Source organism: Nocardia thailandica NBRC 100428, from assembly GCF_000308795.1.
Classification (GTDB): Bacteria; Actinomycetota; Actinomycetes; order Mycobacteriales; family Mycobacteriaceae; genus Nocardia; species Nocardia thailandica.
This window is the reverse complement of the sequence record NZ_BAGK01000159.1, coordinates 1-25,618: the sequence shown is the minus strand read 5'-3', so window position 1 is coordinate 25,618 and position 25,618 is coordinate 1. Positions and strand designations below refer to the sequence as shown.

At 72.1% G+C, this 25,618-nt stretch carries 29 protein-coding genes; 16 read left to right on the top strand and 13 right to left on the bottom strand.

The annotated features are described in order from the left end of the window. Positions 1-10: 10 nt before the first annotated feature. Positions 11-247 carry a DUF3039 domain-containing protein gene (locus ON36_RS16810; protein WP_043654053.1) on the top strand — a complete coding sequence of 79 codons (237 nt, stop codon included), beginning with the start codon at positions 11-13 and terminating at the stop codon, positions 245-247. Here ON36_RS16810 and ON36_RS16805 read toward each other — a convergent pair. Continuing rightward, positions 220-1,422, bottom strand: coding sequence for a YihY/virulence factor BrkB family protein (locus ON36_RS16805; protein ID WP_245558110.1), 1,203 nt, complete (start codon positions 1,420-1,422; stop codon positions 220-222). The two genes, ON36_RS16810 and ON36_RS16805, sit on opposite strands and share 28 nt — an antisense overlap. 249 nt (positions 1,423-1,671) lie before the next feature. On the opposite strand from ON36_RS16805, the gene ON36_RS16800 reads away from it, so the two are divergent. Further along, the gene (locus tag ON36_RS16800) at positions 1,672-3,330 is read left to right on the top strand and encodes a DEAD/DEAH box helicase (protein WP_245558111.1); all 1,659 of its coding nucleotides are present in this window, start codon (positions 1,672-1,674) and stop codon (positions 3,328-3,330) included. Between the two features lie 4 nt (positions 3,331-3,334). Here the strand turns inward: ON36_RS16800 and ON36_RS16795 are convergent, their stop codons facing one another. Then, positions 3,335-3,928: a TetR/AcrR family transcriptional regulator gene (locus ON36_RS16795; RefSeq protein WP_043654008.1), complete on the bottom strand. Its 594-nt coding sequence runs from the start codon at positions 3,926-3,928 to the stop codon at positions 3,335-3,337. Between the two features lie 146 nt (positions 3,929-4,074). Here ON36_RS16795 and ON36_RS16790 point away from each other — a divergent pair, with 146 nt between their 5' ends. Then, entirely contained in the window at positions 4,075-4,815 is a 741-nt protein-coding gene (locus ON36_RS16790) for an SDR family NAD(P)-dependent oxidoreductase (protein WP_043654005.1), read from the top strand. Between the two features lie 39 nt (positions 4,816-4,854). On the opposite strand, the gene ON36_RS16785 is transcribed toward ON36_RS16790, so the two are convergent. Both ON36_RS16785 and ON36_RS16780 read right to left on the bottom strand, forming a co-directional pair. Then, positions 4,855-5,397: an SWIM zinc finger family protein gene (locus ON36_RS16785; protein WP_043654003.1), complete on the bottom strand. Its 543-nt coding sequence runs from the start codon at positions 5,395-5,397 to the stop codon at positions 4,855-4,857. Then, entirely contained in the window at positions 5,397-7,211 is a 1,815-nt protein-coding gene (locus tag ON36_RS16780) for a DEAD/DEAH box helicase (RefSeq protein ID WP_052314061.1), read from the bottom strand. The genes ON36_RS16785 and ON36_RS16780 overlap by 1 nt, the downstream gene beginning before the upstream one ends. An 81-nt stretch (positions 7,212-7,292) precedes the next feature. Between ON36_RS16780 and ON36_RS16775 the strand changes: the two genes are divergently transcribed. After that, the gene (locus ON36_RS16775; protein WP_245558109.1) at positions 7,293-8,060 is read left to right on the top strand and encodes a TetR/AcrR family transcriptional regulator; all 768 of its coding nucleotides are present in this window, start codon (positions 7,293-7,295) and stop codon (positions 8,058-8,060) included. Positions 8,061-8,135: 75 nt separating this feature from the next. On the opposite strand, the gene ON36_RS36245 is transcribed toward ON36_RS16775, so the two are convergent. Further along, positions 8,136-8,330: a DUF7455 domain-containing protein gene (locus tag ON36_RS36245; protein ID WP_036538000.1), complete on the bottom strand. Its 195-nt coding sequence runs from the start codon at positions 8,328-8,330 to the stop codon at positions 8,136-8,138. A gap of 393 nt (positions 8,331-8,723) precedes the next feature. On the opposite strand from ON36_RS36245, the gene ON36_RS16765 reads away from it, so the two are divergent. Genes ON36_RS16765 through ON36_RS16755 form a run of 3 tightly spaced genes read left to right on the top strand, consistent with a single transcriptional unit; the run spans position 8,724 to position 10,797 of the window. Next, entirely contained in the window at positions 8,724-9,086 is a 363-nt protein-coding gene (locus ON36_RS16765; RefSeq protein WP_043653998.1) for a DUF952 domain-containing protein, read from the top strand. Between the two features lie 46 nt (positions 9,087-9,132). Continuing rightward, entirely contained in the window at positions 9,133-9,615 is a 483-nt protein-coding gene (locus ON36_RS16760) for a cation:proton antiporter regulatory subunit (protein ID WP_043653995.1), read from the top strand. A 6-nt stretch (positions 9,616-9,621) separates the two neighbouring features. Then, the gene (locus ON36_RS16755) at positions 9,622-10,797 is read left to right on the top strand and encodes a cation:proton antiporter (RefSeq protein WP_043653992.1); all 1,176 of its coding nucleotides are present in this window, start codon (positions 9,622-9,624) and stop codon (positions 10,795-10,797) included. On the opposite strand, the gene ON36_RS16750 is transcribed toward ON36_RS16755, so the two are convergent. The 3 genes from ON36_RS16750 to ppgK all read right to left on the bottom strand — a co-directional run bounded on the left by ON36_RS16750 (position 10,798) and on the right by ppgK (position 14,328). Next, entirely contained in the window at positions 10,798-11,733 is a 936-nt protein-coding gene (locus ON36_RS16750; protein ID WP_083885186.1) for an MHYT domain-containing protein, read from the bottom strand. It abuts the gene before it with no gap. Positions 11,734-11,969: 236 nt separating this feature from the next. Continuing rightward, complete coding sequence (locus tag ON36_RS16745) at positions 11,970-13,355, bottom strand: RNA polymerase sigma factor (protein WP_043653990.1); 1,386 nt, start codon at positions 13,353-13,355, stop codon at positions 11,970-11,972. 214 nt (positions 13,356-13,569) lie between these two features. After that, positions 13,570-14,328 carry a polyphosphate--glucose phosphotransferase gene (gene ppgK / locus ON36_RS16740; protein ID WP_043653987.1) on the bottom strand — a complete coding sequence of 253 codons (759 nt, stop codon included), beginning with the start codon at positions 14,326-14,328 and terminating at the stop codon, positions 13,570-13,572. A 125-nt stretch (positions 14,329-14,453) separates the two neighbouring features. On the opposite strand from ppgK, the gene ON36_RS16735 reads away from it, so the two are divergent. Next, positions 14,454-15,356, top strand: coding sequence for an inositol monophosphatase family protein (locus tag ON36_RS16735; RefSeq protein ID WP_373281808.1), 903 nt, complete (start codon positions 14,454-14,456; stop codon positions 15,354-15,356). Between the two features lie 263 nt (positions 15,357-15,619). Here the strand turns inward: ON36_RS16735 and cei are convergent, their stop codons facing one another. Continuing rightward, entirely contained in the window at positions 15,620-16,303 is a 684-nt protein-coding gene (gene cei / locus ON36_RS16730; protein WP_043653984.1) for an envelope integrity protein Cei, read from the bottom strand. Positions 16,304-16,680: 377 nt separating this feature from the next. Between cei and ON36_RS16725 the strand changes: the two genes are divergently transcribed. Continuing rightward, positions 16,681-16,983 (top strand): DUF4193 domain-containing protein, encoded by a 303-nt coding sequence (locus ON36_RS16725; protein WP_043653981.1) that lies wholly within the window; start codon positions 16,681-16,683, stop codon positions 16,981-16,983. Positions 16,984-17,019: 36 nt separating this feature from the next. Here the strand turns inward: ON36_RS16725 and ON36_RS16720 are convergent, their stop codons facing one another. After that, positions 17,020-17,538, bottom strand: a complete 519-nt coding sequence (locus tag ON36_RS16720) for a DUF3093 domain-containing protein (RefSeq protein ID WP_083885185.1) — start codon at positions 17,536-17,538, stop codon at positions 17,020-17,022. 109 nt (positions 17,539-17,647) lie between these two features. Between ON36_RS16720 and dut the strand changes: the two genes are divergently transcribed. Together dut and ON36_RS16710 are read left to right on the top strand one after the other, a co-directional pair. Beyond that, complete coding sequence (gene dut, locus ON36_RS16715) at positions 17,648-18,112, top strand: dUTP diphosphatase (protein WP_043653979.1); 465 nt, start codon at positions 17,648-17,650, stop codon at positions 18,110-18,112. After that, on the top strand, positions 18,112-19,005 hold the full coding sequence (locus tag ON36_RS16710) for a DUF3710 domain-containing protein (protein WP_043653977.1): 894 nt from the start codon (positions 18,112-18,114) through the stop codon (positions 19,003-19,005). The genes dut and ON36_RS16710 overlap by 1 nt, the downstream gene beginning before the upstream one ends. 52 nt (positions 19,006-19,057) lie before the next feature. Here the strand turns inward: ON36_RS16710 and ON36_RS16705 are convergent, their stop codons facing one another. Continuing rightward, entirely contained in the window at positions 19,058-19,789 is a 732-nt protein-coding gene (locus ON36_RS16705; RefSeq protein ID WP_043653974.1) for an alpha/beta fold hydrolase, read from the bottom strand. A 73-nt stretch (positions 19,790-19,862) separates the two neighbouring features. Between ON36_RS16705 and ON36_RS16700 the strand changes: the two genes are divergently transcribed. The 3 genes from ON36_RS16700 to shbA all read left to right on the top strand — a co-directional run bounded on the left by ON36_RS16700 (position 19,863) and on the right by shbA (position 21,812). Further along, positions 19,863-20,270 (top strand): OB-fold nucleic acid binding domain-containing protein, encoded by a 408-nt coding sequence (locus ON36_RS16700; protein WP_052314060.1) that lies wholly within the window; start codon positions 19,863-19,865, stop codon positions 20,268-20,270. A gap of 3 nt (positions 20,271-20,273) precedes the next feature. Then, positions 20,274-21,056 (top strand): DUF3159 domain-containing protein, encoded by a 783-nt coding sequence (locus ON36_RS16695; RefSeq protein ID WP_083885183.1) that lies wholly within the window; start codon positions 20,274-20,276, stop codon positions 21,054-21,056. A 126-nt stretch (positions 21,057-21,182) separates the two neighbouring features. Further along, entirely contained in the window at positions 21,183-21,812 is a 630-nt protein-coding gene (gene shbA / locus ON36_RS16690) for an RNA polymerase sigma factor ShbA (RefSeq protein ID WP_083885192.1), read from the top strand. Positions 21,813-21,845: 33 nt separating this feature from the next. Here the strand turns inward: shbA and ON36_RS16685 are convergent, their stop codons facing one another. Together ON36_RS16685 and ON36_RS16680 are read right to left on the bottom strand one after the other, a co-directional pair. Further along, a complete protein-coding gene (locus ON36_RS16685) occupies positions 21,846-22,517 on the bottom strand; it encodes a potassium channel family protein (protein WP_043653971.1) in 672 nt (223 codons plus the stop codon). Between the two features lie 5 nt (positions 22,518-22,522). Then, the gene (locus ON36_RS16680) at positions 22,523-23,188 is read right to left on the bottom strand and encodes a potassium channel family protein (protein ID WP_043653968.1); all 666 of its coding nucleotides are present in this window, start codon (positions 23,186-23,188) and stop codon (positions 22,523-22,525) included. Positions 23,189-23,358: 170 nt separating this feature from the next. On the opposite strand from ON36_RS16680, the gene ON36_RS16675 reads away from it, so the two are divergent. Together ON36_RS16675 and ON36_RS16670 are read left to right on the top strand one after the other, a co-directional pair. Next, positions 23,359-25,356: an APC family permease gene (locus ON36_RS16675; protein WP_043653967.1), complete on the top strand. Its 1,998-nt coding sequence runs from the start codon at positions 23,359-23,361 to the stop codon at positions 25,354-25,356. Then, positions 25,353-25,618, top strand: a 266-nt coding sequence (locus ON36_RS16670) for a TRAM domain-containing protein (protein WP_043653965.1), incomplete at its 3' end; no start/stop codon positions are given. The genes ON36_RS16675 and ON36_RS16670, both read left to right, overlap by 4 nt.

Here is a 25,618-nt window from a genome sequence, read left to right as displayed (position 1 = left end):
CATGGAGGGCGTGAGTACTGACACTCTGGTCCACCCGGATACCGACACCGACGAAACCACCGGCGACGACGTCCCCAAGTTCTTCCACTACGTGAAGAAGGACAAGATCGCCGAGAGCGCCGTCATGGGCACCATGGTCGTCGCCCTGTGCGGCGAGGTGTTCCCGGTGACCCGCTCGCCCAAGCCGGGCTCGCCGGTCTGCCCGGACTGCAAGAAGGTCTACGAGAGCTTGCGCAAGGGCGACTGACCCGGCCCCGCCGGCTTCTCCGGCACCACCGCCGCCCCGGTGGCCGGGGCGGCGGTCGATTCGCCGACGCTGTCGCCGGGTTCGGTTCCGGGTGCCGCTCCGGCTGCGGCTGCGTCCTCGGCTCCGTTTTCGTCGTCGCGCATCTGCGTGGCCAGCCATTCCTTGACCTGTTCGATGCGGGTGGCGCGCGCGGGCCAGAACTCCTGCACCGTGGCGTTGAACTCCGCCCCGAGGATCACCGCGAAGCCGAGGAAATAGGTGAACAGCAGGAAGGCGATCGGGGTGGCCAGCGCGCCGTAGCTCACCCCGGTGCCGGTGACCCACGCCAGGTACCGGCGCAGCAGGTCGCTGGCGGCCATGAAGAACACGCCCGCGACCACCGCGCCCCAGAACAGCCGGTGCCAGGGCAGCGAGCGGTGCAGCGCCGCCTTGTAGAGGGTGGCCAGGCCGACCACCAGCAGCAGGCCGACGATCGGATAGTAGAACGTGTCGATCAGCCGCAGCCCGGGCTCGCGCCACCCGTCGGGCAGCACCTTGCCGATCAGGCTCGGGCCGAGCGCGACCAGCGGCAGGATCAGCACGGCGGCCAGCAGGAACTGGATGTAGAGCAGCAGCGCGAAGATCCGCTGCCACACCGGATGCCGCGCGTCGGCCTGGCCGTGCGCCTCGACGATGGCGTCGACGAAGGTCGACATCGCCGAGGACCCCGCCCACAGCGACAGCACGAAGCCCACCGAGACGACCACGCCGCGGCCGCGGCCGAGCACGTCGTCGACGGTCGGCTCGATGAGGTCGGAGACCACCGACGGGCTGAAGAACTCCCGGCTGAAGGTGATGATCTTGCTCTCCACGATCTGCACGGTGTCGGGGCCGAACCAGCCGCCCACGAAGCCGAGGCAGCCGAGCAGGCCGAGCAGCAGCGGCGCCAGCGACAGCATCTGCCAGAACGCGGCGGCGGCGGACTTGTTGAATATGGAGTCGTCCCACGACTTCACCGCGACCCGGGCGGCGACCCGCCACACCGTGCGCGACCAGCGGCGCGGCCACGACGGTTCGCCGGACGGTTGCCCGGGCGTGTCCGCGCCGGGGTCCCCGGCGCCCGGGGCGGGCACCGGGCGCGGCGGCGGGGTGTCCGCGGACCGGACGTGCTCGGCGTTCATCTCGGTTATCAGCATGTCCTACCCCGGGCGCGCGTGCCGGACCGGGCGGCGTCGTGTCGCCGGTCATCAGGTGAACGGCGGGTACGTTGTGACACGGATCGCCGTGCCCCGCGTCGGTTTGGCGACACGCCGCCCCGGCCGGTTAGGGTCGAGGGCGTGACTGGACCGGGTGGCGCCGCTGCGGCGAGATATGCGGAAACACCGGGGGAGCCGGCGGCGGTCCGCGCTCCGAGCGGATCCCTTCGTGCCTGGCAGCGGCGGGCGCTGACGAAGTATCTGACGACCAAACCCCGCGATTTCCTGGCGGTCGCGACCCCGGGAGCAGGCAAGACGACGTTCGCCCTGCGGGTTGCCGCGGAATTGCTGGCCGACCGCACGGTGGACCAGGTCACCGTGGTCGCGCCGACCGAACATCTCAAGCACCAGTGGGCGCAGTCGGCCGCGCGCTCGGGGATCGCGCTGGATTCGCGCTTCTCCAACAGCACCGGCGGCACCTCCGGCGACTACCACGGCGTCGTGGTCACCTACGCCCAGGTCGCCGCGCACCCCACCCGGCACCGGGTGCGCACCGAGAACCGCCGGACCCTGGTCATCCTCGACGAGATCCACCACGCGGGCGACGCCAAGAGCTGGGGCGAGGCCACCGAGGAGGCCTTCGGCGACGCGACCCGCAGGCTCGCGCTGACCGGAACCCCGTTCCGCAGCGACGACGCCAAGATCCCGTTCGTCACCTACGAGCCCGACGAGTCCGGGCACGAGCGCTCCCGCGCCGACCACTCCTACGGCTACGCCGACGCGCTCGCCGACGGCGTCGTGCGGCCCGTGGTCTTCCTGGCCTACTCCGGCGACGCGCACTGGCGCGACAGCGCGGGCGAGGAACACACCGCCCGCCTCGGCGAGCCGCTCAACGCCGAGCAGACGGCCCGCGCGTGGCGGACGGCCCTCGACCCGGCCGGCGACTGGATCTCGGCCGTGCTGCGGGCCGCCGACACGCGCCTGCGCCAGCTGCGCGCCTCCGGCATGCCCGACGCGGGCGGCCTGGTGATCGCCACCGATCAGGAACGCGCACGCGACTACGCCGAGCTGCTCGAGCACATCAGCGGCGAGAAGCCCGCGGTGGTGCTGTCCGACGACCCGACCTCCTCGCAGCGGATCAGCGAGTTCGCCGCGGGCAACCAGGCGTGGATGGTCGCGGTGCGCATGGTGTCCGAGGGCGTCGACGTGCCGCGCCTCGCGGTCGGCGTCTACGCGACCAGCGCCTCGACGCCCCTGTACTTCGCCCAGGCCATCGGCCGCTTCGTGCGGGCGCGGCGCCCGGGGGAGACCGCGAGCGTGTTCCTGCCCTCGGTGCCGGTGCTGCTCGACCTGGCCGCGCAGCTCGAGCTGCAGCGCGACCATGTCATCGGCAAGCCGCACCGCGAGAAGAACGCCCTCGACGACGAGCTGCTGATCGACGCCAACAAGCAGAAGGACGAGCCGGGCGAGGAGGAACGCAAGTTCGTCGCCCTGGCCGCCGACGCCGAGCTCGACCAGGTCATCTACGACGGGTCGTCCTTCGGTACCGCCACCATCGCGGGCAGCGACGAGGAGGCCGACTACCTCGGTATCCCCGGCCTGCTGGACGCCGACCAGATGCGGGCGCTGCTGCGCGACCGCCAGACCCGTCAGCTCAGCGAGCGCAGCGCGGCCGTCGCCGCGCCGCCGCCCCCGCCCGCGGCGGTCAACGAGCGGGTCGCCACGGCGGACAAGCTGGGTGAGCTGCGCAAGGAGCTCAACAGCCTGGTCGCGATGCATCACCACCGGACCGGCAAGCCGCACGGCGTGATCCACGGCGAGCTGCGGCGCGAATGCGGCGGCCCGCCGACGGCGCTGGCCACGGCCGAGCAGCTGGGCGAGCGGATCGCGGCCCTGCGCAGGCGCTGACGGGTCAGCCGGGCCAGGCGGCCATGGCGCAGTCGACCGCGGCGGTGAGTTCGGCGTGGCTCGCGCCGTCGCGGGCCTGCACCGAGAGGCCGAACAGCACCGAGGTGTAGAACGCGGCGAGCGCGGCCGGGTCGGTGCCCGGGGGGAGCTCGCCCGCGGCCAGGCCGGCCTCGAGCCGGTCGCGGATGCTCGCGGAGGTGGCCCGGCGGGCGTCGACGAGGAATTCGCGCACGCTCGCGGTGCGCTCGGTGTACGTGCCCCCGGCGAGGACGACCATGCATCCCTGGGGCGTGCCGGGGGTGGTGTAGACCGCGACGTTGTCGCGCAGCATCGCCTCGATCGCGGCGCGTGCGGTCGGCTCCTCGCGCAGGGCCCGCGCGGTGCGGCCGCCCTCGTGGGCGCCGTAGAGCTCGACCGCGGCGCGGAACAGGGCCTCCTTGTCGCCGAACGCGGCGTAGAGGCTGGGGGTGTTGATGCCCATCGCGCTGGTCAGTTCGCTCATCGACGCGCCGTCGTAGCCGCGTTCCCAGAACACCTCCATGGCGCGGCGCAGGGCGGCGTCGCGGTCGAAGGCGCGGGGGCGGCCCCGGTCTGCCATGGCGCGGCTCCTTTCTGTGCCGATCGTCGAGGATAGCCCGGGCGGGGCCGCGAATATTTCTGTAGTGATCATTATGAAAACTCTTGACCGCAGTGGATCTCCTGTGGTGCCGTAGTTCTGTAGTGACCGATACAGAAAGAGGGATCATGACCACCACGACCGCACCCGTCGCCCTGGTGACCGGCGGCAGCCGCGGCATCGGCGCCGCCATCGCCCGCCGCCTGGCCGCCCAGGGCGCCGACGTCGCGCTCACCTACCGCGCCGACGAGACCGCGGCGAAAGCCGTCGCCGCCGAGATCGAGGCGCTGGGCCGCCGCGCGCTGGTGGTGCGGGCCGACAGCGCCGACGCCGACCAGGTGCGCGCCGCCGTGGAGGAGGCCGCCACCGCGCTGGGCGGCCTGGACATCCTGGTCAACAACGCCGGGATCTTCCCGGCCAAGCCCTACGGGGAATTCACCCTCGACGAGATCGACCGGGCCCTGCACGTGCACGCCCGCGCGGCCTTCGTCGCGGGGCAGGCGGCGCTGCCGTACCTCGGCGCGGGTGGGCGGATCATCAGCATCGGCTCCAACCTCACCGACCGCGCGCCGTTCGCCGGGCTCGCCCTCTACAACCTGTCCAAGTCCGCGCTCAACGGCTTCACCAGGGCGCTGGCCCGCGAACTCGGGCCGCGCGGGATCACCGTCAACCTGATCCAACCCGGACCCACCGACACCGACATGAACCCCGCCGACGGCGAACACGCCGCGTTCCAGCGCTCCCTCAACGCCCTCGGCCGCTTCGGCGCCGCCACCGACATCGCCGAACTCGTCGCCTTCCTCGCCGGGCCGGCGGGCGGATCGATCACCGGCGCGTTCCTCACCGTCGACGGGGGCACGAACGCCTGAGCCCGGCGCACCCGACGGCGGCGCCGGGTCGAGCGCGGGTCAGCCGGTGAAGAAGGTCGCCGGGTCGATCGCGGTCAGCGCGGTCCACCGCGCCAGCTCGGCCGAGCGGTCCGGCTCGGCGGCGGCGCCGTCGAAGAAGCCCTGCAGCGCCAGCGCCAGCCGCGGGTCCTCGTCGACCCGTCCCGCCAGGTCGTAGAGCACGGCGAGGACGTGCACGCAGCGGGCGCTGCGAGCCGAGCACGAGCAGTCGGTGCTCGCCACGGTGGGCGCGGGTGACAGGCCCGCCGCCACCAGGGCGCGGTGGTCGTCGTCGGTGAGCGCCGCGGGATCGATGAGCGCCGCCGTGGCGGTCACGGCGGCGCGGGTCAGCGGGGCGATCTCGACGTGCGCCACCGAGGCCGCGCCGCCGCGATGCAGGTGCGCCCGCACCACGCGCCCCTCGATCTCGGCGACGACCCCGTGGTTGCGCGCGATGCTGCGGGCGCGCGGCAGCAGCGGATCGGGACGGGTCTGGCGCAGCGGCTCGGCCAGGCGCACCCAGTCCATGCCCCACGGCGTGTACCCGAATTCGTTGTTGCGCATCAGTTCTCCCTCTTGCGGCGCAGCACGTCGAGCAGGGCGTCGTCGTCGAGGCGGGCCAGCGCGGCGATCCCGGCGTCGTCGGACAGGTCGGTCAGCGCCGACTTGCGGGAGTGCAGGGCCGCGATGTGCTCCTCCACGGTGGTCGCGCAGGTCAGGGTGGTGACGGTGACGGTGCGGGTCTGCCCGATCCGGTGCACGCGGTCCGAGGCCTGTGCCTCGACCGCCGGGTTCCACCAGCGGTCGACGTGGACGACGTCGGCGGCGCGGGTGAGGGTGAGCCCGGTGCCCGCCGCGCGCAGGCTCAGCACCAGCACCGGCGGGCCGTCCGGATCCTGGAACTCGGTGACCAGGGCGGTGCGCTGCGGCGGGGTCAGCCCGCCGTGGAAGAACGGCACCGTGAGCCCGAATCGCTCGCCGAGGTGGCGCACCAGCAGGTCGCCGGTGCCGCGGTACTGGGTGAACAGCAGGGTGGGGGCCGCGTTGTCGAGGTTGGTGGCCACGATGTCGGTGAGCAGGTCGATCTTGCCGGAGCGGCCCGCGATCTCGGACAGGTCGCCCGAGACGAGGCCGGGATGGTTGCAGACCTGCTTGAGCGTGGTCAGCGCGGCCAGGACCCGGCTCTGCCGCTGCGCGCCCGCGCCGAAGCCCGCCTCGACCGCCCGGTCGAGCACCTGGTCGTAGAGCTTCTCCTGTTCGGCGGTCAGGTCGCACAGCAGGTCGGTGTGGATCTTGGCGGGCAGCGACGCGGCCACCTGGGCCTTGCGGCGGGCCAGCACGATCGGGGAGATCGCGTCGCGCAACCGCGCGGCCGCGGCGGCCGAGCCCTCCTGGATCGGGCGGGCGTAGCGACGGCGGAACTGGGTGCGGTGGGCGAACAGCCGGGGGGCCGTGAGGTTCAGCAGGGCGTAGAGCTCGTCGAGGTGGTTCTCCACGGGGGTGCCGGTCAGGGCGACCCGCGCGGCCGCGGGCAGCGCGCGCGCCGCCTTCGACACCTGGGTGCGCGGGTTCTTCAGCGCCTGCGCCTCGTCGAAGACCACGCTCGCCCAGGCGACGGCGGCGGCCTGATCGTGCAGGCGCAGGGTGGGGTAGCCGGTCACCACGACCTCGCCCGCCGCGGCGGACAGGTCCCCGCCCCGCCAGGCGCGGACCCGAAGGCCGGGCGCGAACTTCGCCAGTTCGTGTGTCCAGTTGCCGACCAGCGAGGTCGGGCAGACCACCAGCTGCGGCCCGTCCCCGGACCGTCCGAGCAGGAAACCGATGGCCTGCACGGTCTTTCCCAGACCCATCTCGTCGGCCAGGACCGCGCCGCCGTGTGCGGCGACCGCCTCGTGCAGCCAGCTCACGCCGCGCTGCTGGTAGGGGCGCAGCCGGGCGGTCAGGCCGGTATCGAGGTCGTGGGCGATGTCGTGGGTCCGGCGCAGGACGCCCACGGCGTAGGCCGCCGAGACGATCGCCGTGCCCACCGCGTCGGGGACGGCGTGCGCCGCCGGCGGGAGCTGCGTCGCCGCGGCGTCGGCGGGCCCGCCGTCGTGGGTGTCGCCGGGAAGAGTGTCCAGGACGGCCCGCCACGACGCGGCCGAGGGGGCGAGCCGATCGGCGGGCAGCGCGGCGAGGGCGTCGGCGGCGACCACGGTGGCCGCGACCTCGGCGGGCGTGAGCGCGGTCCCCGCGGGCAGCGCCAGCCGGACCGGTTCGGCGTCGCCGGGGACCTCGGGCGGGCGGCCGGGGCCGGTGCCCGCCCAGGTCCACAGGGCGAAGAGGTGACGGTCGGGGAGGTAGGTGGCCTGGATGGGGGGCAGGGCGGACTCCTTCATTGCCGTATGGTGTACGGAATAGCCGATCAACGTACACTGTACCCAGTTTGTTCCCGTCCGCCAGGTCCCCTCAGGAGCGCTGTGGCCGAGCCCACCGAGACCCCGGCCGAGCAGGCCGCCCGCACCCTGGCCCTGCTGTGGCGCCACGAACGCCCGCTGCCGGTGCCCGCCCGCGGCCCCAAACCGGCCGTCACGGTGGACGAGGTGGTCGCCGCGGCCATCGCGCTGGCCGACCGCGAGGGCCTGGACAAGGTGTCGGTGCGCGCGGTGGCGGCCGAACTGGGCCTGCGGGCCATGAGCCTCTACACCTACGTCCCCAGCAAGGAGTCGCTGCTGGTGCTCATGGTGGACCAGGTCGCCCGCGCCGACCCGCCGATCCCGGCCGGGCTCCCGGTGCGCGACCGCCTGCGCGCCCTCGCCGCGACCGTGCGCGCCGAGTTGCTGGCCCACCCCTGGCTGCTCGAGGTCTCGCCGTGGCGGCAGGTGCTCGGGCCCGGCCGCATGCGCCGCTACGAACGGCAGCTCGCGGCCCTCGACGGCAGCGGGCTCGACGACGTCGCCATGGATCGCGCTGTCGCGGTGCTCACCGAATTCGCCACCGGCAATGCCCGCACCGCGGTCGCCGCCGCCGCGGAGGCCGCCCGCATGAGCGACGCGCGGTGGTGGGAGCTGCACGGGCCGCTGCTGGCCGAGGTGATGCCTGCCGAGGAATTCCCGCTGGCGAGCCGGGTCGGCGCGGCGGCGGGGGAGGTGTATCAGGCGCCCGCCGATCCGGACGGCGCCTTCGACTACGGGGTCGGCCTGCTGATCGAGGGCATCCTCACCGGCGCCGGCCGCACCGAGCCCTGACAAACGGAAAGCGGGCGATCTGCACGATCGCCCGCTGCCGGTAGTAGCCGATATGAGGTTGGACGGACTGGAAAGTCAGAGCGCGGGAGCCGATTCCGTGTCGATCACGGCGTCGAGCTCACGCAACCGATCCATGTGTTCGTTCGCGTGGTGCTGGCAGAAGAGCAACTCTCCACCCGCGGGAAGAACGGCACGCACTCGGGCAGCCGCCCCGCACCGGTCGCAACGATCGACCGCGGTCAGTGGGGTGCTGGTCAGGGTTCCTGGCATGACTCCTCCGTCCTGGCTCACCGGCGCTGCTATGGCCGTTCGCCTGGTGTGGGCCCCGTGGTCACTCCGCGGGGCTCGCTTCCGCTACTTCCCAGCAGTGGTCACGACTACTCTGTCAGACGTTCGGGGTTCAGGCTTTGTTCCCGGACCGGAATCTTTGTGTTTTCGATAACACGACCTGCGGTTTCGCTGAAAGCGAACAACTCCTGGTCGCCGTGTCGAACGCGCCGAAGATCCGGTAGGGGCCCGTGGTCCTCACCACCTTTCCGTACCCACTCCCACCCCTGTGTCGCTCGCTGCCCGGTTGCTCGTTACGGTGAGCGTCGAACAGCTCGGAAGCGGGGGCCGTGGGTCTCGCACGTCCGAACTTCGTTGTCTACCCGGAGATTACCCGTGAACACCGACAGTCACACCCTTGTTCACCTGTTGTCGTCCACAGAGTGGGAACGCGCGCGCGAGGCGGGGGCCCACCGGCCGGAATCGCTCGTGACGGCGGGCTTCGTGCACCTGTCCACGCCCGCCCAGGTCCACCTGCCCGCCGACCGCCTCTTCGCGGGACGCACCGACCTGGTCGTGCTGTGGCTCGATCCCGACCGCCTCGGCGCCGAAGTGCGCTGGGAACCGGGGGTGCCGACCGATCCGGCCTCGATGCTGTTCCCGCATCTCTACGGGCCGCTGCCGCTGGCGGCGGTCGTGGCCGCCGCGCCCTACCCGCCCGGACCCGACGGACGATTCGCGACACCCGTCCGCCCGTGAGTGGCCTGCGTCACGAACCGGTCGGTGCGGTACTACCCTGGACGGGGTGAACGTCGACGTCACAGCACTCCCGGGGATCGGAGTGCGCAAGGATTTCGAAGTCCGGTCCGGGCGCCGTATCGGCGTGGTCGCCCACCGCGACGGCGACATAGATCTCATCGTGTCCAAACCCGAGGACCCCGACGCGTGCGCCGCGCAGGTCCCGCTGAGCATCGACGAGGCGGCAGTGCTGGCCAACCTCCTCGGCGCCCCGCAGCTGGTCGCCAAACTCAACGACGACCACCGGGACCTGCCGGGCATCACCACCCGCCAGCTCGGCCTGGCCGAGGACTCGCCCTACGCCGGGCGAACCCTCGGCGAGACGGCGATGCGCACCCGCACCAAGACCTCCATCGTGGCGGTCATGCGGGCCGGCCAGCTGCATCCCTCGCCCGGCCCCGACTTCACCTTCACCTCCGGCGACCTGCTCGTCGTGGTGGGCACCCCCGAGGGCCTCGACGCCGCCGCGAAGATCCTGACGCACGGCTGACCCCGCGTGAGCACCACGGCCCTGGCTCTGCTCGAGCTCGGCGTGATCCTGTTCGCGCTGGGGGTCTGTGGGCGGGTGGCGGGCCGGCTCGGCATGTCGCCGATCCCGCTGTACCTGCTGGGCGGGCTGGCCTTCGGCCAGGGCGGCCTGGTCGACCTGGACGCGGCCACCGAATTCGGTCATCTCGGCGCGGAGATCGGGGTGGTGCTACTGCTCCTGCTGCTCGGCCTGGAGTACACCGCGCCCGAGCTGATGACGGGTCTGCGCCGGTCCTGGCCCGCCGGCGTGGCCGACCTGGTGGTCAACGCGGTGCCGGGCGCGCTGGTGGCGTGGGCGCTCGGCTGGGGCGCGGTCGGCGCGGTGGTGCTGGGCGGGGTCACCTACATCTCGTCCTCGGGCATCGTCGCCAAGACCCTCGACGACCTGGGCCGCCTCGGCAACCGCGAGACACCGGTCGTGCTGTCGATCCTGGTGCTGGAGGACCTCGCGATGGCGCTGTACCTGCCGATCCTGACCATGCTGCTGGCGGGCCTGAGCCTGCTGCACGGGCTGGTGTCGCTGGCGCTGGCGCTGGCGACGGTCGCGGTGGTGCTGGTGATCGCGCTGCGGTTCGGGCGCGTGGTCTCGGCGGTGCTCGACAGCGCCGACCGGGAGGTGCTGCTGCTGCAGCTGCTCGGCGCGGCGCTGCTGGTGGCCGGCGCCGCCTCGGCGCTCAACGTCTCCGCCGGGGTCGGCGCCTTCCTGCTCGGCATCGCCATCTCCGGGACGACCGCGGACGCGGCCGCCAAGATCCTCGAGCCGCTGCGGGACCTGTTCGCGGCGATCTTCTTCGTCGCCTTCGGGCTGTCGATCGATCCGGCCGCCATCCCGCCGGTCCTGGGCTGGGCGCTGCTGCTGGCGCTGGTCACCACCGTCACGAAGCTGGCCGTCGGCTGGTGGGCGGCCGGGCGGCAGGGCATCGGCCGACGCGGCCGCGCCCGCGCCGGGGCGGCGCTGGTGGCGCGCGGGGAGTTCTCGATCATCATCGCCGGGCTCGCGGTCGCCTACGGGATGGCCGGTCCGGAACTCGCGGCGCTCGCCTCGGCCTACGTGCTGATCATGGCCGTGGCCGGGCCGGTGCTGGCCCGGGTCGCCGAACCGGTCGGGGAGTGGGCGAGCAGGCGCGCGGGCTCGCCCGTCTGATCACCGCCTGTCGGTCCGGCGCGGCCACGCGCCCGCGCCGTCGTAGATCAGCTCGCGCGCGGGTTCGGGCTCGGGCCGCGGCTCCGGGCGCGGCGCGACCGGCTCCGGGCGGAGGGCGGCCGGCTCCGGACGCGGCGGCGCCGGTTCCGCGCTGCGGGTGGGCACCACCGTCCTGCTGCCACGGGAGGTCCAGCGCATGCGCGGCAGCGCCTCCTCGTTCTCGATCTCGGTCAGGCTGACGCTGATGAGCACGAGCATGGTGACCACCGAGCTGATGCCGATCAGCGGGCCGAGCAGCTCCATCGCGCCCGAACCGGTCGGCGCCACCGGGTGGTGGCTCAGGTGCGCCCGCATCGCCGCCATGCCCGTGTAGTGCATGCCGGTGACCGCGACGCCCATGATCAGGGCCGCGCCCACCGTCGCGAGAAAGCCCTGCACGCGCAGCGTGAACCACAGCGCCACGATCGAGGCGACCACCGCGATGGCCAGCGACAGCGCGACCAGCCACGGGTCGTAGGACACCGTCGCCGAGGACTTCATGGCGTACATGCCCGTGTAGTGCATCGTGCCGACGCCGAGCCCGGTGATCACCCCGCCCGCCACCCAGGAGCGCAGGGTGGGCTGCGGCTTGTTCACCATGAACAGCCCGATGCCGACCACGACCATCGCGGTGAGCGCGCTGAACAGCGTCAGCGGGATGTCGTAGCGGATGTCGGAGCCGCGGATGCTGAAGCCGAGCATCGCGATGAAGTGCATCACCCAGATGCCGGTGCCGCCGATGGCGATCGCGGCGCCGATCAGCCACCCGACGCGGCCCTCCTCGGCGTTGCGGCCGCGGGCGGCGCACTGGAGTCCGAGCAGGCAGCCGGTGACGGACATGAAGTAGGCGAGCACCGGGGTGATCCAGCCGTAGCTGAAGTGGTGAATGTCGAGCACGGCGGGAAACAACCTTCGGCGGCACCGCGTTTCGGCGGTGTGGAACAGGAACAATGACGTCTCACCTTACGGTGGTTTCCGCGTCGTCGTGTTCCTGGACCGGTGACCGAGGGTGTGCGCTTCGTCACGAAAGGTTTGCGAATTCGCAAGCGGTACTAACGAATTGGTGGAAGTGTCCGGATACGCGCGGAGCCCGGACCCGCGCGAGGCGGGCCCGGGCTCCGGGAGCGGACGTCCTAGTCGAGGTAGTCGCGCAGCACCTGCGACCGGCTCGGGTGGCGCAGCTTCGACATCGTCTTCGACTCGATCTGGCGGATGCGCTCGCGCGTCACGCCGTAGACCTGGCCGATCTCGTCGAGGGTGCGCGGCTGACCGTCGGTCAGGCCGAAGCGCAGGCGGACCACGCCCGCCTCACGCTCGGACAGCGTCTCGAGCACCGACTGCAGCTGATCCTGCAGCAGGGTGAAGCTCACCGCGTCGACCGCGACGACGGCCTCGGAGTCCTCGATGAAGTCGCCGAGCTGGCTGTCGCCCTCGTCGCCGATGGTCTGGTCCAGCGAGATCGGCTCGCGCGCGTACTGCTGGATCTCGAGGACCTTCTCCGGCGTGATGTCCATTTCCTTGGCCAGCTCCTCCGGCGTGGGCTCGCGGCCCAGGTCCTGGAGCAGCTCGCGCTGGATGCGGCCGAGCTTGTTGATGACCTCGACCATGTGCACCGGGATACGGATGGTGCGGGCCTGGTCGGCCATCGCGCGGGTGATGGCCTGGCGGATCCACCACGTGGCGTAGGTCGAGAACTTGTAACCCTTGGTGTAGTCGAACTTCTCGACCGCGCGGATCAGGCCGAGGTTGCCCTCCTGGATGAGGTCGAGGAACGCCATGCCGCGGCCGGTGTAGCGCTTGGCCAGCGACACGACCAGTCGCAGGTTGGCCTCGAGCAGGTGGTTCTTGGCGCGGTTGCCGTCGCGCACGATCCAGTTGAAGTCGCGGCGCACGGTGACCGAGAGCTTCTCGCCCGCCTCGGCGAACTCGCGCATCTTCTCCGCCGCGTACAGGCCGGCCTCGATCCGCTTCGCGAGCTCGACCTCCTCCTCGGCGTTGAGCAGCGCGACCTTGCCGATCTGCTTCAGGTAGGCGCGCACGGAGTCGGCGGAGGCGGTGAGCTCGGCGTCCTTGCGCGCCTGGCGCAGCGCCTCGGACTCCTCCTCGTCCCAGACGAAATCGCCGGACGCCTTGTCCTTCTCCGACGGCTCGTCGGCGGCCTCCTCCGCGGCTTCCTCGGTGGTCTCGTCGGCGACGTCCTCGACCAGCTCCTCGCCGTCGGCGAGGTCCTCGTCGGAGACGTCGATGTCGAGGTCCTCGAGTTCGAGGTTCTCGTCCTCGAGCTGGTCCTCGCCCGCCTCACCCGTGGGCGAGGTGGCCTTCTTGGCGGCGGCCTTCTTGGCGGTCGTCTTCTTGGCGGCAGCCTTCTTCGCCGGAGCTTTCTTGGCGGCGGCCTTCTTCGCCGGGGCCTTCTTGGCAGCGGCCTTCTTCGCCGGAGCCTTCTTGGCGGGGGTTGCCGCCGGAACAGCGGCGTCGGCGTCGGCCGAGTCAGCGGTCTGACGGGTATTCGTGGCTACCACGTACGCCCTTTCGTGACGGTCTCGTGCGGCGTCACGCCAGAGTCAACATCCGGCGGAGCGGTCGGTCGGGTTGCACCGGCGGCGCGGCATTCGCGGGGCCACGGGCCGGAAGGGGGCACCGGCTCACCGCCGGACTGTTCCATTGTAACGATCCAACCAGGGTACTCATGGCACGATGCCGCCGACACGGGGCCGTCGACGTGCCGTGACCCGGCTACGGGGTCAGGCCCGCGGCCACGGCCATGGCCGCCCCGACGATGCCCGCGGTGTTCTTCAGCACCGCCGGGATCACCGGAGTCCGGTTGGTGAGCAACGGGATCCACTGCTCGTGATCGCGGCTGATCCCGCCGCCCGCGACGAACACCTTCGGCCAGAAGAGGGCCTCCAGAGTGCCGAGCACGGTACTGACCCGCTCGGCCCATTCCGGGTAGGTCAGCCCGAGCCGGTCCTTGACCGAGGCCGCGGCCAGGTGCTCGGTCTCGACACCGTCGATGGTCAGGTGCCCGAGCTCGGAGTTGGGCACCAGGGTGCCGTTGTAGAGCAGGGCCGAGCCGATGCCGGTGCCGAAGGTCAGCAGGATGGTCAGGCCGTCGAGATCCTTTGCCGCGCCGTAGCGGTCCTCGGCCAGGCCCGCCGCGTCGGCGTCGTTGAGGACGCTGACCGTGCGGCCGCCCAGCGCCTCGGTGAACAGCGCGCGGGCGTCGGTGCCGATCCAGCTCGGGTCGATGTTGGCCGCGGTCCGGGCGTGTCCGTCGAGTACGACGGCGGGCATGGTGAGCCCGACCGGGCCGTCCCAGCCCGCCTGGTCCACGAGTTCGGCGACGGCCTCGGCGACGGCCTTGGGCGTGGCGGGCTGCGGTGTGGCGATCTTGATCCGGTCGTGGGTGATCAGACCGGTGTCGAGGTCGACCGCGGCGCCCTTGACGCCGCTGCCGCCGATGTCGATACCGAATGCGTGCCCCCGAGCGGACATGGTCAACCCCTCGTAGTTCGTCGTGTGCGGTGAGTGTGCGGAAACGCCGGTGGCGCTGTGTGGGTGAAAGCGTAGCGGTTCGCACCCGAGGTGTCGGTGCTGTCGGGATGTGATGCGATGGAGTGGTGCCCGACAACCGCGATATCCCCGAGACCGCCACCACCGTGACCCCGATCGGTGACGAGGACGAGCTGCGCCGCCTCGCCGTCGAGCTCGCCGAGACCGCCGCCGCGCACGTGCGCGCCCGCCGCCCCGAGGTGTTCGCCGCCGACGGCCCCGCGGACGGGGCGGTCACCACCAAGGGACACCCCACCGACCCCGTCACCGTCGTCGACACCGAGTCCGAACAGCTGGTGCGCCGGCTGCTGGCCGAGCGCAGGCCCGCCGACCCGATCCTGGGCGAGGAGGGCGGCGGCGACGTGGCCGCCGCCGCGCCCGGCGCCGTGACCTGGGTGGTCGACCCGATCGACGGCACCGTGAACTTCCTCTACGGCCTGCGCGGGTACGCCGTGTCGGTGGCCGCCGTGCGCGACGGCAGGCCCGTCGCGGGCGCGGTGGCCGACGTGGCGAACGGCGTCACCTACAGCGCCGCCCTCGGCGGCGGCGCCCGGGCCGCCCACCCCGACGGCACCGTGACGAAACTGGCGTGCAGCGGCGAGGATTCGCTGTCGCTGGCCCTGGTGGCCACCGGTTTCGCCTACGGCAGGGCCCGCCGCGGCCGTCAGGCCGAGCTGCTGACCCGGGTCCTGCCCGAGATCCGCGACATCCGCCGCCTCGGCGCGGCCGCCATGGACCTGTGCCTGGTCGCCGAGGGCAGGCTGGACGGCTACTACGAACACGGCCTCAACGCCTGGGACTGGGCCGCGGGCGCCCTCGTCGCCGCCGAGGCGGGCGCGCGGGTGACCGTCCCCGCGGTCACCTCACCCGGCTCGGCGGGCGAGCTCACCGTCGTGGCCGCCCCCGGCGTGGCCGACGCCCTGACCAACCTGCTGGATCGTGCGGGCGCCTATACCCCCATCCCCGACTGACGGAGCGGGCGAGGGGCGCGGCGCGGGGCACGAAGTATCCCCGTGGAGCGAGCGCGGCGCTGGGTTGACCCGAGGACGCTGCGGCGTCCGGGGAGGCATCGTCCCCGAGTCCCCACCACGGGCCGACCCCGAGGAGGCCCCGCCGCGCAGCGGCGGTCGCGGCCGTTCCGGCGATCGGCGACGCGAGACCATGCGCCGCGGGCGCGAGTATCGCGTCGCCGATCGCCGGGACCCGGTGGGCCGCGACTCGAGCGCGCAGGCGCTCAGCACTTCACAGCGCGGGCGGCTTCCAGCAGGTCGGGGTCGATGGAGGAGCTGCTGGCGCCCGCGGGGAGGTTGCGCAGGGAGCGCAGGACTTCCTCGGCGTCGGCGCCGGGGCGCAGGGATTCGCCGAAGGCGGCGCCGAGGGCGAGGTCGACGGTGTCGTCGGTGCGGCCGTCCTCGATGAGTTCGGCGCAGGGGGCGACCAGCTGGACCGACGCGGCGGCCGGGCGGCCGTTCACGCCGTAGCGGATCTGGCCGGTGCAGACCATGTCGCCGGTGACGTAGACCGGATCGTTACCGGCCTGGACGTCGGGCGCGGGGGCGAAACCGAGGTCGCCGAGCGCGGAGGCGATGTGGCCGGCCTGGCCGCTCTTGCCGTTGGCGTTGTAGACGCGCACCTTCGTCTGGGACAGGGCGGCGGGGTCGACGTCCTGCAGGCGCGTCGGGCTCACGCGGTGGCCCAGTTCGGCGGGCTGCGGCGACTTGGTGTCGGTGGGCGCCGACGGCGAGTTGCAGGCCATGGGCTCGTTGCCCTCGTCGTGGGTGCGGAAGGCCGCGACCCAGACGAACAAGCTGATCAGCGCCAGGACGATGACGAGGACCAGCCACATCTCGGGGCGCCGTCGCGGGAAGGGCCTGCCGTCGCGATCGGTCGCGCTGCCTTCGGTGATCAGTGAAACCACCGGATCACTGTACGTAAGGAACACCGGGGTCTGTGCGGTAGGTCTCGGCGCGTTTCCCGGCAGGTGTCGATTATCCGACAGTTTCGGCAACCGGAGTGTTTTGATTGCGCAGTTTGCTCCGGGGTCCGCTATTGTCTGCCCGCCCAGATCGAAACATCGCCGCTGAATACGGTGGTCGGTCGCGGGAACAACCAGGGCATGTCCTGCGTTAACCGAACGCACTCGGAGTGGATCGCACAGGGTCCGCGGCCGATAGGCGAACGGTGTGCGTGTGAGGTGCACCACCGGCGGGGCGGTGCGGGGGTCGGATTCCTGACGGAGTCCCGGCCTCCCGGCCGATCCGGGATATACGGAGTAAGGACTGAGGGGAAGACGACATGGCAACCGACTATGACGCACCGCGGCGCACCGAATCCGACGAAGTGTCGGAGGATTCGCTGGAGGAGCTGAAGGCTCGCCGCAACGAGGCGCAGTCCGCCGTCGTGGACATCGACGAATCCGACACAGCGGAGTCGTTCGAGCTTCCCGGCGCGGACCTGTCCGAGGAAGTACTGACGGTTCGGGTGATCCCGAAGCAGGCCGACGAGTTCACCTGCTCGAGCTGTTTCCTCGTACATCACCGCAGCCGACTGGCCAGCGACGCGGGCGGCCAGCTGATCTGCATGGACTGCGCGGCCTGAGGCCCGACGGCCTCGGGAACAGGAGAAGAGGAGAGGTCAGCCCGCGCTCGGTAGCCCGAGCGCGGCCAGGACCCGTTCGGGCCTGCGCGTGCTGACCAGCCAATACGGGGTCGGATCGTCCGGGTCGTCGAGCACGAGCAGCGCCATCGGACCGATCCAGGCCCGATGCTGCACATAGGCGGCGGGGTCGAGCTGACGGCCCAGCGCCGCGCTCTTGGCGGTCGCGGGCACCGCGGCCGCCCTCGCCACGAAGTTCACCGGCAGATGCGCCCGGTCGACCCGCAGCTCGGCGGTCCCGGCGGGGTCGACCGTGACCTCGAGCCGATGGCGGGAGAACCACAGCAGCACCCACACCGGCAGCGGCGCGAGCAGCACATACGGCAGCCAGGCCCGCAGCCCCGGCGCGCCCATGTGGATCTCGGCCGCCAGCAGACCGGCGATGGCGAAGCCGATCGGCCACCACCACAGCGGAACCCACAGCCGTTCGCGGTAGGCGTGCGGCGCGGGCGCGGTGGCCGTGCTGTTCTCGGGGGTCGTGGCGGGCTGGTCGGGCACCCCTCAACAGTAGGTCACCGCGACCGCGCCGCGGCAGCGAGGTCGGCGCCGCGGACATACGTCGCCGCCCAGGTCGCCGCACGGTCGTGACCGCGTAGTCTGGACATTCGTGAACGCACTTGCACCGATACCGCTGCGGCGGCTCGATCCCGGCATTCCCGTGCCCACGCGCGCCCATCCCGGCGACGCCGGGGTCGACCTGTGCACCACCGAGGATCTCGTGCTCGAGCCGGGCGAACGCGCCCTGGTCGGCACCGGCATCGCGCTGGCCCTTCCGGTCGGCACCGTCGGGCTGATCCATCCGCGCTCCGGGCTGGCCGCCAAGGCAGGCCTGTCGGTGGTCAACACGCCCGGCACCATCGACGCCGGCTACCGCGGCGAGATCAAGGTGTGCCTGATCAACCACGACCCGCGCACGGCCGTCGAGCTGCGTCGCGGTGACCGGATCGCCCAGCTGCTCGTGCAGCGGGTCGAACTGCCCGACTTCGTCGAGGTCGACGACCTCGACGAGACCGCCCGCGGCGCCGGGGGATACGGCTCCAGCGGCGGCCACGCGATCCTGAAGGAGGCGTGATGGCGCTCTTCGGCGGCAAGAAGAAGCGCTCCCGGCGCGACCGCGACGACGACCGCTACCCCGACTACTCCGGCGGCCCGGCCGAGCAGGACTACGCGGACGCCGAGTACGGCGATGCCGACGACTACGACTACGACTTCGACGAGTCGCCCACCGACGAGCGCGTGTACGGCACCTTCGACGAGCCGCCCGCGCCGGTGAGTGCCCCGGCGGGCCCCTACGACATCACCGAGGCCGAGGGCGTGATCGACCTCGGCCAGCGCCTCGATCTCGGCTCGGTCCTGATCCCCGTCCCCGACGGCGGCCAGCTCCAGGTCGAGATGAGCCCCGACGGGACCCCGCAGGCCGTGCACCTGGCCACGGAGAACGGCAGGCTCACCGTCGCCGCCTACGCCGCCCCGAAGTCCGGCGGCCAGTGGCGCACGGTCGCCGCCGACCTCGCCGACTCCCTGCGCGGCGACGGCGCGAAGGTCGCGGTCGAGACCGGTCCGTGGGGCCGGGAGGTCCGCGCGGTCACCGAGACCGCCGACCTGCGGTTCGTGGGCGTCGACGGCCCGCGCTGGATGCTGCGCCTCGTCGCGGCGGGCCACCCGGGTTCGGTCGAGGAGGGCAGCCCGCTGGTCGTCGCGGCCCGGGCCGTCCTGGCCCAGACCGTGGTCCGTCGCGGCACCGATCCGTTGCCCGTGCGCGACCCGCTCCCGGTCGTCCTGCCCAAGGAACTCGCCGAGCAGCTCGCCGCCGCCCACGCCCAGCAGGTCGCCGCGGCGCAGCAGGCCGCCGCCGCCCAGGCCGCCGCGCAGACGGCGCCGCCGCAGCCGGTCCTCCCGCCGAAGCTCCCCGACGAGCCCCGCCGCGGCGCGGGCGGATCGGCGATGCAGCAACTGGGGTTGTGAGCGCGGTGCGCCGGGGCGCGCGATCGGGCTGATCCGCGCCGCGCGCACGTCGTCAGCGCGGGGCGGCGCGTGTCTCCAGGACATTCAGTTCCTCGAGGATCGCCATCCCGTGGTCGCCGAGGACGCCGGGGTCGGCGCCGATCTCCTCCAGCGTGACGCGGCGCAGGCCCGCGTGGGGGAGCAGCGCGTGCCAGCGTTCGGCGACGGCGACGGGGTGGACGGGGTCGTCGACGGCGCCGACGACGGCGACGGGGACCGGGACGGCGGCCAGCTCGGCGGGGGTGGGCCAGGCGTAGGCGGCGGCCTCGTCGAGGGCGGCGGGCAGGTCGGGCCAGTGACTGCGCCAGGCGCGGTCGAGGGCGGCGGCCAGCCAGGCGGGGCTGGTGGCGTGGACGGCGGCCAGCACGGGCTCGAGCCCGTCGGCGCGCAGTTGCCCGGCGGTAACCGAAGCGCTCAGCGCGGCGGGGCAGCCGTCGGTGCCGGGGCCCGTCCAGGCGGGTAGCGCGGCCACCACGGCCACCGCCGCGCCCGGGTGGGTGCTTGCCCAGTCCAGGGCCACCGCGGCGCCGAGGGAGATCCCGGCTGCCAGCACGGGGCCTTCCTGCGCGGCCGCGTCCAGAGCGGCCCTGTAGCTGTCGATCACCGCGCGCGGGTCGGGCCGCACGGCCCGGCAGCGCAGCCCCCTGGCCCGCGCCGCGGACGCGAAAGCCGCTGCGGCGAAGGGCGCGTCGGAACCGGTGCCGGGCAGGGCGACCACGGTGACCTGGGGTGTGGTGTCGAACACCAGGGGAGCGTAGCGGCCGGGCGTTTGCCCATCTACAGTGGCTTTGTACGGCCAACAACAGGAGTAGCGTGCCATGTCGCCATCCACGGGCGGAAACAAGTCGGGGGCGAGTACCGCCTCGGGGTATTTCCGTCGGCTGAGCCGCAGGCTGACCGAGGATCTCGATCAGCTCGACGCCGAGGAGCTCGCCGAGACGGCCGACGCCTCCGGCGCCTGCCGGGCCTCGGACTGTCGCCGCGGTGAGGAGGTCTCGATGCTGGGCAGGCTGCGCAGCGTGGAGGCCTGTCCCAAATCGGCGGGGGCGACCCTGCAGGCGGAGTTCTTCGACGGCACCGACACCATCACCCTGGTGTGGATCGGCCGCCGTCGCATCCCGGGCATCGAACCGGGCAGGCGGATCCTGGTCCGCGGCCGCGTCGGCGACCGCGACGGCCGCAAGGTGATCTTCAACCCCTACTACGAATTGCGCGGGAACAGCTGACGTATGCCCTCGAGCGACGACGACCGCACTGCGGACTCCGAACCCACCCTCGTGCTGCCGGCCGCGGTACCCGACGCGCCGGTCGCCGTGGCCGACCCGGAGACCGATCGTGAGATCGAGCGCGCCGAGCAGACCCTGCTCGAGCAGATGGGCGGCTTCGCGGGGCTGATCTACTCCACTCTTCCGGTGCTGGTCTTCGTGCCGGTCAACACCTTCGCCGGGCTCACCGCCGCGATCTGGGCGTCGCTCGGTGTCGCGGGCGCGGTGCTGGTCTGGCGCCTGTTCCGGCGCGAGGCCGTCCAGCCGGCGATCTCCGGTTTCCTCGGCGTCGGGGTGTGCGCGTTCATCGCCTACCGGATGGGGGAGGCCAAGGGCTTCTTCCTGTTCGGCATCTACACCAGCCTGGTCTACGCGGGCGTGTTCGCCGCCTCGATCCTGCTGCGCCGGCCCCTGGTCGGCGTGATCTGGGGTGCGCTGAACGGCCACGGCGGCGGCTGGCGCGCCGACCGCCGCGCGCGCAGGCTCTACGACGTGGCCACGGTGGTCTGGGTGGCCGTCTTCGCCGCCCGCTACCTGGTCCAGTCGCAGCTCTACGACACCGACCACACGGGCTGGCTGGCCGCCGCGCGCATCGCCATGGGCTGGCCGCTGACCGGCGTCGCGCTGGTCGTCACCGTCTGGGCGGTGCGCCGGGCGGGCCACCTGCCCGTCGCCAAGGGCACGCGGGCCGGCGAGACCGGCGCCGCATCCCCCGCGGGGACCACCCCGACTCACCCCGCAGGGTGACCCGCTCCACCTCGGGTGGTGGGTGAGTACCCACCCTGGGGTGTCTACTCCGGACGTCCGGATCGTCGCACGATTGATGTGTCGCAAGGAAACACAGTGATCGTGAACGTGAAAGGACACCCGGACATGGCCGCTCAGCACCGCCACACCGGCGCTTCGTCGAAGACCGCCTCCTCCGCCGCCCTGTCGGAGAGCAAGCGCGTCGCGGCCGAGCTCGACGCGCTGATCGGCCCGGCCGCCGCCGGTGACCGTGCCGCCGTGGCCGAGATCGTCCGGATGGTCCACCCGCTGGTGCGCCGCTACTGCTCGGCGCGCATGGGCAACACCGCCCACCTGACCGTGACCGTGGACGACGTCACCCAGGAGGTGCTGATCGCCACCGTCACCGCCATCCCGCGCTACCGCGACCAGGGCAAGTCGTTCCTTGCCTTCGTCTACGGCATCGCCGCGAACAAGGTGTCCGACGCGTTCCGCCGCGGCCAGCACACCGCCTACCCGATGGCGGACCTGCCCGACACCGCCACCTCGGCCGCGGGCCCCGAGGACTGGGCGCTGGCCTCGGAGCGCCGCGTGGCGACCCGCGAACTGATGAAGGTGCTGGCCCCCACCCACCGCGAGGTGCTGGTCATGCGCATCGTGCTCGGCTGGAGCGCCGCGCAGACCGCCGAGGCGATCGGCACCAGCCCGGGCGTGGTCCGGGTCATGCAGCACCGCGCGCTCAACAAGCTGCGCGCCGAGCTGAAGCTGGCTTCCTGAATTGTCCGGGCCGGGTGGAACCGTATCGGGGAGTTACGGTTTGACGCCGTGTCCGGCCAGGGTCAGCCGCAGGTCCTCCTCGGCCTCGACCGAGGTCACGAAGAGCAGTTCGTCCTCACCCTCGAACGGGTCGTCGGCCTGGGGCACGATGACCCGGCCGCCGCGCAGGATGGTGACCAGCGCGGTGTCGCGCGGCAGGCTCAGCGACCGCACCGGCTTGCCCGCCAGGGCGGTGTCGGTGGGCAGGGTGATCTCCACCAGGTTGGCCTGACCCTGCCGCAGGGTCATCAGCCGCACCAGGTCACCGACCGAGACCGCCTCCTCGACCAGCGAGGCGAGCAGCCGCGGCGTCGAGACCGCGACGTCCACGCCCCACGAGGCGTCGAAGAGCCATTCGTTGCGCGGATCGTTGACCCGCGCCACCACCCGCCGCACCCCGAACTCGGTCTTGGCCAGCAGGCTGTGCACCAGATTGGCCTTGTCGTCGCCGGTCGCGGCGATGACCACCTCGTAGGTCGACAGGTCGGCGTTCTCCAGCAGCGTGAGCTCGCACGCGTCGGCGTGCACCCAGGTGGCGTCCGGGATGGCGGCGGGGTCGATGTGATCGAGCTGACGTTCGAGCAGCATCACGCGATGCCCGCCGCGCAGCAGTTCCCTGGCGATGGATCGTCCGACCGCGCCCGCGCCTGCGATGGCAACCTTCATGTCTCTCAGTCCTCGCTCGCGGGGGCCTTGGCGGCCAGGGCGACGGCCTCGCCGACGGTGCCGGAGGTGGCCGCGACGTAGACGACGTCGTCGGCCTGCACGATCGTCTTGCTCTGCGGCAGCACGCCCTGGCCGAAACGCAGCAGGAACGCCACCCGCACCCCGAGGGCCTGCTCCAGGTCGCGCACGGTGCGGCCGAACCAGTCCTCGTGCAGGGTCAGCTGGGTGACCGCGACCGCGCCGGTCGGCTCGCGCCAGGTCGTGGTGGAGTTGTCGCCGATGAGGGTCCGCAGGAACCGGTCGGTCGTCCACGGCACGGTGGCGATGGTCGGGATGCCGAGGCGCTCGTACACTTCGGCGCGTTTGGCGTCGTAGATGCGGGCCACGACGCGCTCGACGCCGAACATCTCGCGCGCGACGCGCGCGGAGATGATGTTGGAGTTGTCCCCGGAGGACACGGCGGCGAACGCGTCGGCCCGCTCGATCCCGGCCCTGGTCAGCACGTCGCGGTCGAAGCCGACGCCGACGACCTCCTGCCCGGTGAAGTTCTCGCCGAGCCTGCGGAAGGCGGTCGGGTCGCGATCGATCACCGTGACCTCGTGACCCACCCGGATCAGCGCGCGCGCCAGCGACGAGCCGACCCGGCCGCACCCCATGATCACTACGTACACCTTCAGAAACCTCGTTCCATGGCCGGCCACGGTGTCCGCCTGGACGCTACAGGCCCGACACTCCCATCGCCCATTTTCCCGCGGCGATCCGGCGCGAAACATTACTCCCACGTCGGCGGGCCGCCGAGCCGCGCGGGCATACCGGCGTGGAGGGGCCTATGCTCCCAACGGTGTCCAAGTTGACGACCGCAGCCAAGCGCGCGCTGCTCGGCAGGCCGTTCCGCAGTGATTCCCTGGGTCACACCCTGCTCCCCAAACGGATCGCCCTGCCGGTTTTCGCCTCCGACGCGATGTCCTCGGTGGCCTACGCGCCGGAGGAGATCTTCCTCGTCCTCTCGGTCGCCGGGGTGGGCGCCTACGTGTACGCGCCCTGGGTCGGTCTCGCGGTCGCCGCGGTGATGGCGGTGGTCGTCGCCAGCTACCGGCAGAACGTGCACGCCTACCCCTCCGGCGGCGGCGACTACGAGGTCGCCACGGTCAACATCGGCCCCAACGCGGGCCTGACGGTGGGCTCGGCGCTGCTGGTCGACTACGTGCTCACGGTGGCGGTGTCGATCTCCTCGGCGGCCTCCAACATCGGGTCGGCGGTCCCGTTCGTGGCCACGCACAAGGTGCTGTTCGCGGTGGTGGCGATCGCGATCCTGACCGCGATCAACCTGCGCGGGGTGCGCGAGTCGGGCACGGCGTTCGCGATCCCGACCTACGCGTTCATCTTCGGCATGTTCATCATGCTCGGCTGGGGGCTGTTCCAGGTGTACGTCCTCGGCGCGGACCTGCACGCGGAGTCGGCCGGGTTCGAGCTGAAGGCCGAGGACGAGCACCTCTACGGGCTGGCCTTCGCCTTCCTCATCGCCCGCGCCTTCTCCTCCGGCTGCGCGGCGCTGACCGGTGTCGAGGCCATCAGCAACGGCGTGCCCGCGTTCCGGAAACCCAAGTCGCGCAACGCGGCGACCACGCTGCTCATGCTGGGCAGCATCGCGATCGTGCTGCTGATGGGCATCATCATCCTGGCCCGCAAGCTGGGCATCGTCTACGCCCACGACACCGAGGACCTGATCGGCGCGCCGGCCGACTACCACCAGAAGACGCTGATCGCCCAGCTGGCGGAGTCGGTGTTCCACGGCTTCCCGATCGGCTTCTTCTTCATCACCATCGTCACCGCGCTGATCCTGGTGCTCGCGGCCAACACCGCGTTCAACGGTTTCCCGGTGCTCGGCTCGATCCTGGCGCAGGACCGCTACCTGCCGCGCCAGCTGCACACCCGCGGCGACCGGCTGGCCTTCTCCAACGGCATCCTGTTCCTCTCGGGCGCGGCGATCGCGTTCGTCGTGCTGTTCGGCGCCGAGGTGACCAAGCTCATCCAGCTCTACATCGTCGGCGTGTTCGTCTCGTTCGTGCTCAGCCAGACCGGCATGCTGCGGCACTGGACGCGCCTGCTGCGCACCGAGACCGACCCGGCGGTGCGGTCGCGGATGAAGCGGTCGCGGGTGATCAACGCGATCGGCCTGACCGCGACCGGCACGGTGCTGATCATCGTGCTGATCACCAAGTTCTTCGCGGGCGCCTACATCGCGATCTTCACCATGGTGGCGATCTTCATCGTGATGAAGATGATCCACCGGCACTACGACTCGGTGGCCCGCGAGCTCGACGAGCACGAGTGGGACGGCGTGCTGCCCAGCCGCACGCATTCGATCGTGCTGGTGTCCAAGCTGCATCTGCCGACCCGCCGCGCCCTGGCCTACGCCCGCGCCACCCGCCCCGACACCCTCGAGGCGATCACCGTCAACGTCGACGACGCCGACACCCGCAAGCTGGTGCGCGAGTGGGAGAACAGCGAGATCAACGTGCCGCTGAAGGTGATCGAGTCGCCGTATCGCGAGATCACCAAGCCGGTGCTCGACTACGTCAAGCGGGTGCGCCGGGACTCCCCGCGCGACGTGGTGACGGTGTTCATCCCCGAGTACGTCGTCGGTCACTGGTGGGAGCAGGTGCTGCACAACCAGTCCGCGCTGCGGCTCAAGGGCAGGCTGCTGTTCGAGCCCGGCGTGATGGTGACCAGCGTGCCGTGGCAGCTGAGCTCCTCGACGCGGGCCAAGCAGGGCGTGGACGTGCACGCGCCCGGGTCGGTGCGGCGCGGCTTCGAGGATTCGGGGCGCAGGCCGTGACCGATTGGCGCGGCGCCGAATTCGAGGTCCGGCTCGGTCCGCCCGGGCACGGCGGGTTCTGCGTCGCCCGGCACGAGGGCCGGGTGCTGTTCGTGCGGCACGGCCTGCCGGGGGAGCTGGTGCGCGCCCGGGTGACCGAGGATCGCGGCGGGTCGTTCTGCCGGGCCGAGGCCGTGGAGATCCTGGAGGGCTCGCCCGACCGGGTGCCCGCCACCTGTCCCGTCTCGGGTCCGGGCGGCGCGGGCTGCTGCGACTTCTCCTT